Origin of the sequence: Streptomyces sp. NPDC048643, from assembly GCF_040650615.1 — a bacterium.
Lineage (GTDB): Bacteria > Actinomycetota > Actinomycetes > Streptomycetales > Streptomycetaceae > Streptomyces.
On the sequence record NZ_JBEZHO010000035.1, the window covers coordinates 43,209 to 57,698 of the forward strand.

A 14,490-nucleotide genomic window follows, 5' to 3' on the forward strand; every position below is an offset into this window, starting at 1 on the left:
GCTCGTACGGATCCGGCCGTCGCGTCCTCACTCGTCCAGATCCGGCAGGCGCGCCGGTGCCGGGCAGATCCGCTCGCCGCCCCGGTCGAAGACGAAGAGATGGGCGAGGTCGACGAGGAGCGGGACCTGCATCCCGTACCGCAGGTCGATGTCGGGCGTGGTGCGCACGACGAGGTCGCCGGGGAGCCGTCCCTCGGGCGGGGTAGGGCCCGGCAGATCGGGGTCCGCGTCCCCCTCGCCGGGCGGGTCGAGGACCACGACCGGTCCGGCCCGCAGGGCACCCGCGCGCTCCCGCAGCCGGTCCAGGACGGTGCCGTCGCGGCGTCGTCTCCGGGCCCCGCGGGCCGGGCGCGGCGACTCCAGATCGGGTACGAGGGCGGGCCGCGACCCGGTGTTGAAGTGGACGAGGACCTCGTGCCCCTGGAACTCCACGTGCTCGACCAGGCCGGTGATCGCCACCTCGCCCGCCCGCGCGTCGGACGCTCTGGCGAGCCGGATGGCCTCGGAGCGCAGCCCGACGATCACCTCACGGCCCTGCTGCACCCGGAGCAACTGGTGGTCGAGGGAGAGGGGTTCGGGCAGCCGCAGGAACTGCTTGCCGAGGCTGATCGTCATCGCCCCGTCGAGCGGGGCGCGGACCACCCCGCGCAGCAGGTTGATCCGGGGGGTGCCGATGAAGGCGGCGACGAACACGTTGGCGGGCAGTCCGTAGACCGTGCGGGGGGTGCCGACCTGCTGGAGGACCCCGCCGCGCAGCACGGCGACCCGGTCGCCGAGCGACATCGCCTCGGCCTGGTCGTGCGTGACGTACACGGTGGTGGCGCCCAACTCCCTTGTGAGCCGGGCGATCTCGGCCCGCAGGTGGTTGCGGAGCTTGGCGTCGAGGTTGGACAGCGGCTCGTCCATCAGGAAGGCGGAGGGGTGCCGTGCGATGGCCCGTCCCATCGCGACCCGCTGCCGCTCGCCGCCGGAGAGCTGGCTGGGGAAGCGGTGGAGCAGGTCCTGGATGCCGAGCATGCGGGCCGTGGCGTCCACCCGGGCCCGGGGGTCCTCGCCGGGCGACTCGATGCGCAGCGGGAAACCGATGTTGTCGCGGCTCGTCATGCTCGGGTAGAGCGCGAAGTTCTGGAACACCATCGCCATGTCGCGCCCGGACGGGGCGATTTCGTTGGCGTACTCCCCGTCCAGCCGGATCTCGCCCTCGGTGACCTCTTCCAGGCCGGCGATCATCCGCAGCACGGTCGACTTGCCGCAGCCCGAGGGGCCGAGCAGGACGAGGAACTCGCCGGGCCGGATGTCCAGCGAGAGCCGCTCCACCACGCGGACGCCGCGCGTGTACGACTTGCTGACGTGGTGCAGGGAGATGGCGCGTGTCATGACAGGTGCCCCCGGGGGCGTGCAAGGCGCTGGTGCTCCGCGGTCGGTCGTCCCGCCCGAGTCGTACGGGACGTATGAGTCACGGAAGCTAACGGACCGCGCATGCCTGAGGGAAGACACCTACCGGTATCGGACGGGCGGGTTCGGTACGGGCGGAAACGGACGATCGTCTACCGGTCGGATCCGGACACCCTCGCCGCGACCACCGGATACGCGCGAACGACGCCGGGGGAACGGCCGCGTTCGGTGCGGGCCCGCTGGTCAGGTCCGGGGCAGCGGGGTCGTCCGCTGCCGCGACGGCCTCCGGGCCAGGTCCGCGCGGGGCCGCCGATCACCTCCGTATCGGCCACTCAGACCCCGCTGCGCCGGCGTGCGGGACGTCTCGGAAGCCGCGCTGCTCCCTGTTCCGGTTCGGCGCTCGCGGGTGCGCGCAGCGCGATGCCCGACGACACGAACAGCAGCGCGCCCAGCATCACGAACGGCGCCGCGACGCCCGCCGCTCCGGCGACCAGGCCCGCGGCGGCGGGTGCGGCGACCTGGCCGAGCCGGTTGCCGGTCAGCCGCAGCGCGAGCGCGGTCGAGCGGGCGCCTGCGGGGGCGGCCCGGACGACCGTGGTCATGGAGAGCGGCTGGCCCACGCCGAGGCAGAAGCCGAGGACGACGAGCAGCAGGGCCAGCCCCCACACCGGTACGGGCAGCGCGATGCCCGCGCACAGCACGCCGCCCAGCAGGCAGGTCACCGTGAGCAGCGTGGTCCGGCCGAGCAGCCGCAGCATGGGGGTCATCACCAGCCGGCATGCGACGGTCGCCGCGGCGCGCAGGCTCAGCAGGACGCCGATCACCGAGGGCGCGATGCCCCGGTGTTCGCCGACGACCGGCAGGTAGGCGGTGAGGATGTCGGTGGCGGACAGGACGGCGGCGCTGACGAAGATGCCCGCGGGGACACCCCGGGCGCGCAGGATGCGGTGCACGGGCACGCGGTCGCCGCGCGCCTCGGGGGTCGCTTCCCCCGTGCGGTGCTCGACGCGCCACAGCGCGGTGAAGGAGACGGCGGCCACCGCGCCCGCGACGAGCAGGGCGACGGCGGTGCCGTCCGACCGGTCGTGGCCGCCGATCAGCGCGCCCGCGGCGACCGGTCCGATCAGCTGGCCGAGCGAGACGCCGATGGTGAAGTGCCCGAAGTCGCGGTCCTGTTCGTGCGGGGCGGACCGGCGGGCGACGATCGACTGCCCGCCGATGACGAAGCAGAGGTGGCCGAGGCCCATCACGCCGCTCCAGGCGGCCATCGCCGTCAGGCCGTCCGCGGTGCCGCTCAGGGCGCAGCCGGCGACGATGAGGACGACGCCGGCGGACAGCAGCGGTGCGCACCGCCCGTGGTCGGTACGGCGTCCGAGGGGAACGGCCGCGAACAGCGGGAGCAGCGCGAAGGCGCCCGCGATGACGCCGATCGCCCGCTCGTCGGCGCCGAGCGCGAGGGCCCGGTAGGAGACGGCGGGCCGCGCCATCGACACCGCGCCCTGGGTGAAGGCGAAGGCGATGACGAGACGGAGCAGCCAGCCGCGGTTCCCGCCGGGCCTCATGGTGTCGTCCTTCCGGTCCTCGCGGGAGCACGCGCGGGAGGCCGTCGTGTGCGGTGGGTCAGATGGTGCCGAAGAGGATTCCGGCGCCGAGCACCACCAGTGAGACGAGCGCCGCCCACTTGACCACGAAGCGGGTGTGGTCGCCGAACTCGACCTTGGCCATGCCGACCAGGACGTACACGGCGGGCACGAGCGGGCTCGACATGTGCAGGGGCTGTCCGACGATCGAGGCGCGGGCGATCTCCAGGGTGGTGACGCCGTGGGCGTGGCCGGCCTCGGCGAGCACCGGGAGGATGCCGAAGTAGAAGCCGTCGTTGGACATGAAGTACGTGAGCGGGATGCTCAGGACGCCGGTGACGAGGGCCATGTGCGGGCCCATGCCGTCGGGGATGTTGTCGACCAGCCAGGACGCCATGTGGTCGACCATGCCGGTGCCCTGGAGGACTCCGGTGAAGACGGCGGCGGCGAAGACCATGCCGGAGACGTTGAGGACGTTCTCGGCGTGGGCGCCGATGCGGGCCTTCTGGTCGGGCATGTGGGGGAAGTTGACGGTCAGGGCGAGGGCCGCGCCGAGCAGGAACAGGACCGGGATCGGCAGCCACTCCATGATCATGGCGGTGAGCAGGACGACCGTGAGCAGCGCGTTGAACCAGTAGAGCCGGGGCCGCAGGGTGGCGCGGTGGGGGTCCAGTCCCGGGAAGTCGTCGTCGTCCTCGTCCCGGTGCTCGGCGTCCCCGCCGGGCCGCGTGTCCGTATCCCCCTCGCCCGCACCCGCCTTGTCGGGGCCGAGGGCCGAACCACCGCCGCGTAGGGCTCCCTTGCCCGCTCCGGGGCGGCCCTTCGCCGCGTCCGGCACGGTGTCCGAGCCACCCGTTCCGACGAGCACCGTCTCGGTGTGGCCCTCCCGGGGCTCCAGCACCTCGTCCAGCGTCAATACGCCGAGCCGCTTGCGCTCGCGGCGGCCGAGGACGTACGCGAGCACGAGGACGCCCAGGAGTCCGGTGGCGAGGGCGGGGATCATCGGGACGAAGATGTCGCTCGCGTCGACCTTGAGCGCGGTCGCGGCGCGGGCGGTCGGGCCGCCCCAGGGCAGCGTGTTCATCACGCCGTTGGCCATGGCGGCGACGCCGGTCAGCACGACGAGGCTCATCTTCAGCCGCTTGTAGAGCGGGTACATCGCCGAGACGGTGATCATGAAGGTGGTCGAGCCGTCGCCGTCCAGGGACACGATGGCGGCGAGGAGCGCGGTGCCGATGACGATCCGCAGGGGGTCCGCCCGGCAGAACCTGAGGATCCCCCGGACGATCGGGTCGAAGAGGCCGACGTCGATCATCACGCCGAAGTAGACGATCGCGAACATCAGCATCGCCGCGGTCGGCGCGAGGTCGGTGACGCCGTCGAGGACGTAGTCGCCGAGGTGGGCGCCCTTACCGACGAGGACACAGAAGAGTGCCGGGATCAGCACGAGCGCCGCGATCGGCGACATCTTCTTCAGCATGATCAGGACCAGGAAGGTCGCGATCATGCCGAAGCCGAGGATGGTCAGCATGGAATGGACACCTAACGTTCGCCCTTGAACTCCCACCAGGGCCGGCGGTCCGACGACGTTAGGTCGCGCCCGAAAGCGTTAACAAGATGTTGACACGCGAGCAATAAGCGCAGAACTCCAGGTCACAGCGATGCACAGGCCGCGAGTTCGACGGGGACGCCGTTGAGTACCGCCGTGCCGGACAGCGGGTCGAGCAGCGAGCCGTCGAGGAGCTGGTTGACGTTGACGCCCGGGTCGAGGGCCGCGTGGCTCATCCGGGTGCCGGGCCGGTCGTGGCCCCAGCCGTGCGGAAGGCTCACGACACCGCGCCGTACCGTGTCGGTGATCTCCGCCGGGGCGGTCACCTCTCCCCCGGCGCCCTTGACGCGTACGGCGGCGCCGTCGGCCAGTCCGAGCCGGGCGGCGTCGTCCGGGTGGATGTGCAGTGTGCAGCGGTTCGAACCACCGGTCAGGGCGGGCACGTTGTGCATCCAGCTGTTGTTGGAGCGCAGATGGCGGCGGCCGACGAGCACGACGGCGGCCGGGCGTTCGCGGAGCGCCGCGCGCAGGCGCGGCAGGTCGGCGGCGATCGGCTCGGGCAGCAGCTCGATCCTTCCGCTGCGCGTCTTCAGCCGCTGCGGCACCCGGGGCGCGAGCGGTCCGAGGTCGATGCCGTGCGGGTGCGCGAGCAGCCTGTCCAGGGTCAGACCGTCCTCGCGGGCGCCGAAGCCGTCGCCGTACGGGCCGAGGCGGAGCATCATGTCGAGCCGGCGTTCCGGGCCGTTCTCGCCGGTGAGCGCGGCGGCGAGTTCGCCCGGGTCGCGGCCGTGCACCGGGGAGGCGGCGTCGCCGACCGCCTTGCCGAGGGTGCTGTCGATGACCATCGTGTCGACGGCGGACGGGTCGGCGCCGTGCATCCCACTGGCGGCGAGGACGAGCCGGGCGAGGATCTCGGTCTCCGCCATGCGGCCCTCCTCCAGCGGGACGGCGGGCCGGTTGTAGCGGACCTGGTTGCGGACCGCGAGGGTGTTGAACGCGAAGTCGTGGTGCGCGCCCTGGGAGGGCGGGGGCGGCGGCAGGACGACGTGGGCGTGGCGCGAGGTCTCGTTCAGGTAGGGGTCGACGCTGACCATGAAGTCCAGGGAGCCGAGCGCCTTGTCGAGCCGGAGGCCGTCGGGCGCGGACAGGACGGGGTTGGCGGCGACGGCGATGACGGCCCGGACCGGACTGCCCTCCGGCGTCGCGGTGTCGATCTCCTCCGCGAGGGAGGCCAGCGGGAGTTCGCCCTTCGCCTCCGGGTGCCGGCTCACCCGGCTGTGCCAGCGGCCGAGCGCGAAGCCGTGACCGGGACCCGCCGGCCGCGGTGCCCGGTCGGTGGCGGCCAGCGGGAAGAGGGCGCCGCCGGGCCGGTCGAGGTTGCCGGTGAGGATGTTGAGCACGTCCACGAGCCAGCTGGCGAGGGTGCCGTGCGGGACGGTGCAGCTGCCGATCCGGCCGTAGACGGCGGCGGTGGGCGCGGCGGCCAGCTCGCGCGCCAGTTCACGGATGGTGCCGGCGTCCACGTCGCAGGCAGCGCTCGCCGCTTCGGGGGTGAAGTCCCGCAGCGCGTCCGGGAGTTCGTCGGCCCCCTGGACGTGCGGGGCGAGTGCGCCGAGGTCGACGAGCTTCTCCTCGAAGAGGACGTACGCCATCGCCGCGAGGAGGATCGCGTCGGTGCCGGGGCGGATGGCCACGTGGCGGTCGGCGAGCTTGGCCGTTCGGGTCCGGCGCGGGTCGATGACGGTGAGCGTGCCGCCGCGGGCCCGCAGTGCCCGGAGCCGGCCGGGGAAGTCGGGGGCGGTGCACAGACTCCCGTTGGACTCCAGCGGGTTGGCGCCGATGAGGAGCAGATGGTCGGTGTGGTCCAGGTCCGGGACGGGGATCGCGTTGGCGTCGCCGTACAGCAGGCCGCTCGACACGTGCTTGGGCATCTGGTCGACGGTGGAGGCGGTGAACACGCTGCGGGTGCGCAGCGCTCCGAGCAGGACCGGCGGATAGAGGGCGCCGGCCATGGTGTGCACGTTCGGGTTGCCGAGGACGACACCGACCGCGTCCGGCCCGTACCGCTCGATCACGGGGCGCAGCCCGGCGGCGACCGCGTCGAAGGCCTCCTCCCAGGTGGCCTCGCGCAGCTCGCCGTCCTCGCGGACGAGAGGGGTGCGCAGCCGGTCGGGGTCGCCGTCGGCCGCTCCGAAGGAGGCGCCCTTCGGGCAGATGAACCCCTTGCTGAACACGTCGTCGCGGTCGCCGCGGGCGCCGGTGACCCGGGTGCCCTCGATCGTCAGCGTGAGCCCGCAGGTGGCCTCGCAGAGGGGGCAGACGCGTACGGCGGTACGGGTGTCGGGGGTACTGCCGGCGGTGCGGGACACGGGTCCTCCCGGAGGGCGGTGACGTCGATGGCACGCGGACACCGCCGAGCATACCGACCGGTACGCACGGTGGGGAGGGACGGTCCGGATCAGTCGAGAACGCGGCCCAGGTAGGCGCGCAGCAGTTCGCGCGTCTCCGCGATGATCCCCTCGTCGCCCTCGGGCGCGACCCGGAACGCCAGGTGCACCAGGCTGTCGGCGCTCTCCACGGCCACCAGGAAGCAGCGGCGGAGCTTCTCGTCCGGGGTGCGGCCGAGGAAGCCGGAGAGCAGGTCGGTCAGGCGGTCGGCGACCCGGGTGTTGGGCTCGGCGTGGGAGGCGCCGACGGGGATCTGGTTGCCGAAGTCGACGAGGGAGAAGCCCGGGGCGGTGCGCTTCATGGCCAGGTACTCGTCCAGTACGGCGTCCATCGCGGCCCGCCATCCCTGTCCGTCCGACTCCTCCAGGCGCCGGGTGACGCGCTCGGTGTAGAGCTCCAGGTTGCGCTGGGCGAGGGCGTCGGCCATCGCGCGCTTGTTGCCGAAGAAACGGTAGACGGAGCCGATGGGCACGCCGGCCCGCTGGGCCACGGCGCGGGTGCTCAGGTCGTCGTAGCCCACCTCGTCGAGGAGGTCGGCGCAGGCGTCGAGGATCCGGGTCAGTCGTTCTGCGCTGCGCCGCTGTACGGGCGCTCTGCGCAGCGAGGTCGCATGGGGCACGGTCTTCATGATGCCTTTCCGCCGGGGTCCGGTGAACCTCCCTCTTCACTACGTGCCTCGGTGCCCTGGCCACTCATTCACGCGTACGGGCTCACCGGCGGGGACGAGGAGCCCGTACCGGACGCGGCCCCGTCCGGTGCCGGACCGGCCGGATCCCGCGTCGAGCCGGCCACATCCGGTGTCGAGCCGGCCGTCGACGCCGTGACGTCGGCGGTGCTCTCGACGGGCTCGCCGTGGACGGCCCACACGGTGCCGTCGTCCGCGTACAGCCGCGCGGTGACGTGGTGGGTGCCGTGCGGCACCAACCGGCCGGCCAAGTGGTACTCGGTGGTGCGCAGCCGGGCGACGGTGCGGCCGTCGACGTAGAGACGCACGACGCCTCGTCCGGCGACCGGCGCGGTGCCCGCGCCTCTCGGCGAGAAGCGGAAGTGGTGGAGGGTCAGGCGCACGTCCCAGCTGTCGGCGGAGTCCGGCTGGATCTCGATCCCGACCTCTGGCGCACCCTTCTCGTCCACGTCACGGTAGGGCCGTCCCTCCTCGTCCGCCTCGTCGAGCAACGTGCCCACGGGGGAGGCAGACACTCCGTCCTCCCGCCCGTGCGCATCACCGGTGCCGCAACCCGCGGGTCCGCCGAACAGGGCGCAGACCGCGAGCGCGGCGAGCAGTCCACGCGTCCACCGCATGACGGGGAGCGTAGAACAAGGCACCGACAGCCGGATCCCCCTGAAGTCGGGTTCTCGGCTCCGCGGGCAGGTCCTGGGGACTACGTCCGGCGAAGGTGCGCGGTGCGGCCGGTCCGGGGGGCGCGCCGGTGGCCGATCCCGTTCGGTGCCCGGGGCCGCCCCCTTGCGCGGGCGCGAACCGAATCCTACGGTGATGCATAGGAATCAGGCGCGAGGGAGCGATCATGAGCGGGGACGCGAGGAAGACGGCCGAGGGGCTGACCTACCTCTCCGGATTCGGCAACGAACACAGCTCGGAGGCGGTCCCGGGGGCGCTGCCGCACGGCCGCAACTCGCCGCAGCGCGCACCCCTCGGGCTGTACGCGGAGCAGCTCAGCGGCACCGCGTTCACCGAGCCGAGGACGTCGAACCGGCGCTCGTGGCTGTACCGGATCCGTCCGTCGGCCGCGCACCCCGCGTTCACCCGCACCGGCAACGGCGCGCTGCGTACGGCGCCCTTCACCGAGGAGGTGCCCGACCCGAACCGGCTGCGCTGGAACCCGCTGCCGGAGCCGCCGGCGGGGACGGACTTCCTCGCGGGCCTGTGGACCCTCGGCGGCAACGGCGACGCGGCCCAGCGCTCCGGCGTCGCGGTGCACCTGTATCACGCCAATTCCTCGATGGAGCGGGTGTTCAGCGACGCCGACGGCGAGCTGCTCATCGTCCCCGAGCGGGGCGGTCTGCTGCTGCGCACCGAGTTCGGGCTGCTGCAGGTGGAGCCTGGCCACGTCGCGCTGATCCCCCGCGGGGTGCGCTTCCGGGTGGAGCTGCTGGACGCCGACGGCGCGGGCGGACCGGCCGCCGGCGCCCGGGGCTACGTGTGCGAGAACTACGGGGCGCCGTTCCGGCTGCCCGACCTCGGCCCGATCGGCGCCAACGGCCTGGCCAACGCCCGCGACTTCCTCGCCCCGGTCGCCGCCTACGAGGACGTCGAGGGCCCGGTCGAGGTGGTGAACAAGTTCTGCGGCAACCTGTGGACGGCGACGTACGACCACTCGCCGCTCGACGTGGTCGCCTGGCACGGCAACCACCTGCCGTACGTCTACGACCTGCGCCGTTTCAACGTGATCGGCTCCATCAGCTACGACCACCCGGACCCCTCGATCTTCACGGTGCTGACCTCGCCGTCCGACACGCCGGGCCTCGCGGGCGTCGACTTCGTGGTGTTCGCGCCGCGCTGGCTGGTGGGCGAGGACACGTTCCGGCCGCCGTACTTCCACCGGAACGTGATGAGCGAGTACATGGGGCTCATCGAGGGCGCGTACGACGCGAAGGCGGAGGGCTTCGTGCCGGGCGGCGGTTCGCTGCACAACATGATGTCGGCGCACGGCCCCGACCAGGAGACCTTCGAGCGGGCGAGCGCGGCCGAGCTGAGGCCGCAGAGGATCGACGACGGGCTGGCGTTCATGTTCGAGACGCGCTGGCCGGTGACCGCGACGGCCCAGGCGGCCCGGGCCGAACACCTCCAGCGGGGGTACGACGACGTGTGGCAGGGCCTCCAGCGGCACTTCCGCGCGGGCGACTGAGGTCCACCGGCCGTTGCCTTCCCCGCCCGCGACCGGTACGGATACCCTCGTGACCTCCTTCGCTCCGGACTCGATCGTCCTGAACCGCAAGCTGCCGCTCTGGTATCAGGTGTCGCAGTCCCTGCGCGCCTCGATACTCGGCCGCGCCCCCCAGGACCCCCTCCGCCTGCCCACCGAGGAGCAGTTGGCGGGCCACTACGGGGTGAGTGTGCTGACCATGCGGCAGGCGCTCAAGGAGCTGGAGGACGAGGGACTCATCACCCGGCACCGCAGGCGGGGCACGTTCATCGAGCCGAGCGCTCAGCGCGGCGCGCCCGTGCGGCTGCTCGGCTCGGTGGACGCGATCGTGGCCCAGCAGTCGGGTATGTCGACCGAGCTGCTGGACGAGGGGAAGGGGCCCGTCCCGGGTGAACTGGTCGAGTTCTTCCCGGACGTGGACGAGGTGGCGACGTACCACCGGCTGCGCGGGGACGAGGAGACCGGCGAGCCGACGAACCACGCGCGCAACTACCTCAGGACGGACCTGGCCGACCGCATCGACCGGGAGGACCTGATCCGCTGGCCGATGACGAAGGTGCTGCGCGACGTGCTCGGCGTCGCCATCAGCAGGATCACCGACACCGTCGAGGCCCGGCTCGCGGACCCCGAGACTGCCCGGCTGCTCCAGGTCCCGCTGCTCAGCCCGATCCTGCGCTACACCGGCGTCACCTACGGCCAGGACGGGCGCGCGCTGGACGTGGCCGTCATCCACTACCGGGGCGACCGCTTCTCGTTCACGGTCACCCTCGACGCCCACTGAGCATGCGGGACGAGGGCGCCGCGCGACGCCCACGTCGTACGATGCCGAGCGTGACGCACGACGCCGCTCCGCTGCTCGCGGACCTCATGCCGTGGTCCGTCGCACCGCCGAGGCTGGGCCGGGGGTGGCCGACGGCGCCCGACGCGGCATCCCTGAAGGCGCGGTGGGACGCCCTCCTGAAGGCCCAAGGACCGGACCGCGAGGCGCTGTTCGGGCCGACGCGCTCGCGCACGACCCACTCGGCGGTGACCCAGCTGCCGGGCCAGGCGAGCGGGACGGGCCGACTGGTCCGCGCCGTCGGCCCCTGCCCGGAGCCGGTCCGGGTGCTGACCGCGCCCTTCGACGAGCAGTGGCTGATCCCGGACCACCGGCTGATCGACGCGGCGCGCCCCGAGTTGTGGCGGGTGGCGGACGAGGGACAGGTCTTCGCCGTCGAGCAGACGGTGGTGCCGGAGTCGCCCGGACCGGCCCTGCTTGCCGCCTCCGTGCTGCCGCTGGCCACCGGTCGCGGCGGCCGGGTGCGCCCTCTGTACCGGCGTCCCGGGGGCGTCGAACCGAACCTGGCACCAGGCCTGTTGGAGCACCTCGGCACACGGCTCGGCCACTCCCCCGCCCCGCGGGACGTGCTCGCCTGGACGGTCGCGGTCGCACGGCCCGGCCGGGAGGGCTGCCTGGTCCCGCTCACCGCCGATCCCGAACTGTGGACTCACGGCGTCGAGTTGGGCCGGCGGATGCTGTGGCTCATGTGCCGCGACGGCGAGCGCCCCAAACTCCCCGGCGGCCGGCGCCCGTACGTCCGCGCTCCCCTCACCGACCTCCCCCACGCCGACACGGACCGCCCCGGAGGGCCGCTCCTCCTCGACCCGCGCTACGACCGCGACGAGGAGGCCCTGCTTCTCGGCGAGGGCAGGATCTCCCCCGTGCCGCCCGAGGCCTGGGACTTCGAGGTGGGCGGGGTCCGCGTGCTGGAGCAGTGGTTCACGGCCAGGACCGGAGCGTCCGAGCCGGGCACTCTGGAGGCGATCGGCCCCACCGCCTGGCCGCAGAGCTGGACGTCCGAACTCCTCGAACTCGTCACGGTGCTCGCCCTGCTCGCCGACCTGCGCCCCCGGCAGGCGGAGCTGCGTCTCCACTCCCCGATCACCCGGACCGAGCTCAACGCGGCGGGCGTCCTGCCGCCCCCGGCCACGGCCCGCCGCCCCGCCTCCGTCCTGGACCACCACGAGGAGGGCCCGGAGGGGCAGTTCGCGCTGCTCTAGGGGCATGCCGACCCGGCTCTGCATCACGGCGATCCGCCGGGCACGCCGACGGATCGCCCCCTCATGCCTTCGGCTCGAAGGCGTCAAGCACCCGGCCCAGCGCCCGCTCGAACACCGCCTCCAGGTCGATCGGACCGGCGTCCTCCATGAAGGCGGCGGCCATCCGCGGGTAGGCGCCGGACGCCACCTGGCCGCCCAGATAGGCGATCCGGGCGGCGGTCTCCTGCTCTTCGGTCCAGGGCAGCGCGCGGGTCCGCTCGACGGTGGCCAGCTCGTTGCCGACGTACGTCGTGACCACCCCGTTGAGCATCGCGACCAGCTCCATCTTGGTGCCGTACGGCGCGTCGAGCGGGTCGAGGCACACCAGGCAGTGCTCCAGATACCGCAGGGCGTTGGGACTGAATCCGTAGACGGGGGACATCAGCCGAGGCAGCCAGGGATGACGGTGCATGAGGGCGCGAGTCTGGTGGGCGACCCGCAGCATGTCGGCGCGCCAGTCACCGGAGGGCTCCTGGATGGCGTGCTCGCCGCTGACGGCGTCGACCATCAGCTCGTGGAGATCCTCCTTGCGCGGCACGTAGTTGTAGAGCGACATGGTGCCGCAGCCCAGCTCGGCCGCCACATGCCGCATCGAGACCGCGTCCAGCCCCTCGGCGTCCGCGATCCGCACGGCGGCGGCCGCGACGTCGGCCCGACGGAACGCGGGCCGCGGACCCCGGCCCGTTCGCTCGGGTCGGGCCCAGATCACTTCGGGTACGGCGTTGCGCCCTGCCATTGGTCGATCACCTCGTGACCATCCTAGTTACGTACACCGTACGTAGTGCGCTATGGTCACCTCATGGCTACTACGTACGGCGTACTTAGTGAAGGTCTGGTCAAGCGGTTCGGAGATGTCCACGCCCTGCGCGGGCTGGACCTGGCGGTGCCTCAGGGCACGGTCTGCGGGGTGCTCGGACCGAACGGCGCGGGCAAGACCACGGCCGTCCGGCTGCTCGCCACGCTGCTTCGCCCCGACTCCGGGTCCGCGCGCGTCGCCGGGCACGACGTGGTCCGGGAGGCCGCGGCGGTCCGCCGGAGCATCGGCGTGACGGGGCAGTACGCGTCGGTGGACGGCGACCTCACCGGGCGGCAGAACCTACGGCTGTTCGCCCGGTTGCACCGGATACGGGACGCCGGCGCCCGGGCCGCCGAGCTCCTCGACCGTCTCGGACTCACGGAGGCCGCCGACCGTGCGGCCGCGACCTATTCGGGCGGGATGCGGCGGCGACTCGACCTCGCCGCGAGCCTGGTCCGCCGGCCCGCCGTGCTGTTCCTCGACGAACCCACCACCGGGCTCGACCCGATGAGCCGCACCCGCGTCTGGGAGACCGTGCGCGCCCTCAAAGAGGAGGGCACGACGGTTCTGCTGACCACGCAGTATCTGGAGGAGGCCGACCAACTGGCCGACGACATCGCGTTGGTGGACCGGGGCAGGGTCGCGCACACCGGCTCGCCCGCCGGACTCAAGGCACTGATCGGCGCGTACGCGGAGGTCGTGGTCGCCCGCCCCGAGGCACTGTCCGCGGCGGCCGCCGTCCTGGACCGGATGACCGGAAGCGAACCCGTCCTGGACGCCGTACGCGGGACGGTGGGGGTCGTCGCCACCGATCCGGCCCTGACCCTTCCCGGCCTGGTGCGTGAACTGGACGCGGCAGGCGTGCCGTTGCTCGACGCGCGTCTGCGGCAACCGACACTCGACGACGTCTTCCTCCGGCTGACCGGCGACCCCGCCGACGACAAGGAGCGTGCGGCATGAGCGGACTGGCCTACGACGGCGGCGCGATGCTGGGCCGCCAACTGCGCAGGGTACGCAACAGCCCGGGACTCACGGTCCTCACCCAGACCATGCCGATCACGATGCTGCTGTTCTTCGGCTACGTCTTCGGCAGCGCGCTCGCGATGCCCGGACCGCAGTACCGGTCGTTCCTCGTTCCGGGACTGCTGGTGGCGACTGCCGCCAACGGCGTGATGACCGGGATGTTCCAGGCGGCGCAGGACACACACCGCGGGGTGACGGACCGCTTCCGCACGTTGCCGATGAGCCGGGCGGCCGTGCCTCTCGGGCAGGCCGTCGCGGATCTGCTCGTGACGGCCGTCGGCACGGTGCCGTTCCTGCTCGTCGGGCTCGCGGTGGGCTGGCGCGTGGAGGGCTCGGCCCTCCACGCGGTCGCTGCGGTCCTCCTGCTGCTGCTCTTCCGGTTCGCGGCGACCTGGACGGGCATCTTCCTCGGCCTGCTGACCCGGAGCGAGGAGGCGGCCGGCCAGCTCGGCAGCGTGACGTTCATGCTGCCACTGCTGTCCAACGCGTACATCCCGACGGGCAATCTGCCGGGCGCTCTGCGCGCAGTCGCCGAGTGGAACCCGATCAGTGCGGTGACGGCGGCCCTGCGCGAGCTGTTCGGAAACAGCCGGGTGCCCTCCGGCTCCGCGTGGCCGGTGGCCCATCCGATCGCCGGGGCGCTGGTCTGGTGCGGGGTGCTGCTCGCCGTGTTCCTCCCGCTCGCCGTCCGGCGGTACGCGGCCGGGGAGCGGTGAGAACACGGGCCGGCGCCGC

12 protein-coding genes are annotated in these 14,490 nt (G+C 72.9%); 5 read left to right on the forward strand and 7 right to left on the reverse strand.

From position 1 onward, the window contains the following. Positions 1–27: 27 nt before the first annotated feature. The 6 genes from AB0C62_RS28705 to AB0C62_RS28730 all read right to left on the reverse strand — a co-directional run bounded on the left by AB0C62_RS28705 (position 28) and on the right by AB0C62_RS28730 (position 8,274). On the reverse strand, positions 28–1,377 hold the full coding sequence (locus tag AB0C62_RS28705; RefSeq protein ID WP_362977965.1) for an ABC transporter ATP-binding protein: 1,350 nt from the start codon (positions 1,375–1,377) through the stop codon (positions 28–30). Between the two features lie 350 nt (positions 1,378–1,727). Next, positions 1,728–2,957 carry an MFS transporter gene (locus AB0C62_RS28710; RefSeq protein WP_362977967.1) on the reverse strand — a complete coding sequence of 410 codons (1,230 nt, stop codon included), beginning with the start codon at positions 2,955–2,957 and terminating at the stop codon, positions 1,728–1,730. A gap of 58 nt (positions 2,958–3,015) precedes the next feature. Continuing rightward, a complete protein-coding gene (locus AB0C62_RS28715) occupies positions 3,016–4,506 on the reverse strand; it encodes a citrate:proton symporter (protein ID WP_362977969.1) in 1,491 nt (496 codons plus the stop codon). Between the two features lie 122 nt (positions 4,507–4,628). After that, the gene (locus AB0C62_RS28720; protein WP_362977971.1) at positions 4,629–6,893 is read right to left on the reverse strand and encodes a molybdopterin oxidoreductase family protein; all 2,265 of its coding nucleotides are present in this window, start codon (positions 6,891–6,893) and stop codon (positions 4,629–4,631) included. A gap of 89 nt (positions 6,894–6,982) precedes the next feature. Continuing rightward, the gene (locus AB0C62_RS28725) at positions 6,983–7,600 is read right to left on the reverse strand and encodes a TetR/AcrR family transcriptional regulator (protein WP_362977973.1); all 618 of its coding nucleotides are present in this window, start codon (positions 7,598–7,600) and stop codon (positions 6,983–6,985) included. 68 nt (positions 7,601–7,668) lie between these two features. Then, positions 7,669–8,274: a hypothetical protein gene (locus tag AB0C62_RS28730; protein WP_362977975.1), complete on the reverse strand. Its 606-nt coding sequence runs from the start codon at positions 8,272–8,274 to the stop codon at positions 7,669–7,671. 224 nt (positions 8,275–8,498) lie between these two features. On the opposite strand from AB0C62_RS28730, the gene hmgA reads away from it, so the two are divergent. The 3 genes from hmgA to AB0C62_RS28745 are packed head-to-tail and all read left to right on the forward strand — an operon-like array spanning position 8,499 to position 11,897. Continuing rightward, a complete protein-coding gene (gene hmgA / locus AB0C62_RS28735) occupies positions 8,499–9,839 on the forward strand; it encodes a homogentisate 1,2-dioxygenase (protein ID WP_362977977.1) in 1,341 nt (446 codons plus the stop codon). 49 nt (positions 9,840–9,888) lie between these two features. After that, positions 9,889–10,638 carry a GntR family transcriptional regulator gene (locus AB0C62_RS28740; protein ID WP_362977979.1) on the forward strand — a complete coding sequence of 250 codons (750 nt, stop codon included), beginning with the start codon at positions 9,889–9,891 and terminating at the stop codon, positions 10,636–10,638. A 41-nt stretch (positions 10,639–10,679) separates the two neighbouring features. Next, positions 10,680–11,897: a type ISP restriction/modification enzyme gene (locus tag AB0C62_RS28745; RefSeq protein ID WP_362977981.1), complete on the forward strand. Its 1,218-nt coding sequence runs from the start codon at positions 10,680–10,682 to the stop codon at positions 11,895–11,897. Between the two features lie 61 nt (positions 11,898–11,958). Here AB0C62_RS28745 and AB0C62_RS28750 read toward each other — a convergent pair whose 3' ends face one another. Next, positions 11,959–12,672, reverse strand: a complete 714-nt coding sequence (locus tag AB0C62_RS28750; protein WP_362977983.1) for a TetR/AcrR family transcriptional regulator — start codon at positions 12,670–12,672, stop codon at positions 11,959–11,961. Positions 12,673–12,735: 63 nt separating this feature from the next. On the opposite strand from AB0C62_RS28750, the gene AB0C62_RS28755 reads away from it, so the two are divergent. Then, entirely contained in the window at positions 12,736–13,692 is a 957-nt protein-coding gene (locus tag AB0C62_RS28755) for an ATP-binding cassette domain-containing protein (RefSeq protein ID WP_362977985.1), read from the forward strand. Further along, positions 13,689–14,471, forward strand: coding sequence for an ABC transporter permease (locus AB0C62_RS28760; RefSeq protein WP_362977987.1), 783 nt, complete (start codon positions 13,689–13,691; stop codon positions 14,469–14,471). Before AB0C62_RS28755 ends, AB0C62_RS28760 begins: the two co-directional genes overlap by 4 nt. Positions 14,472–14,490: the final 19 nt, after the last annotated feature.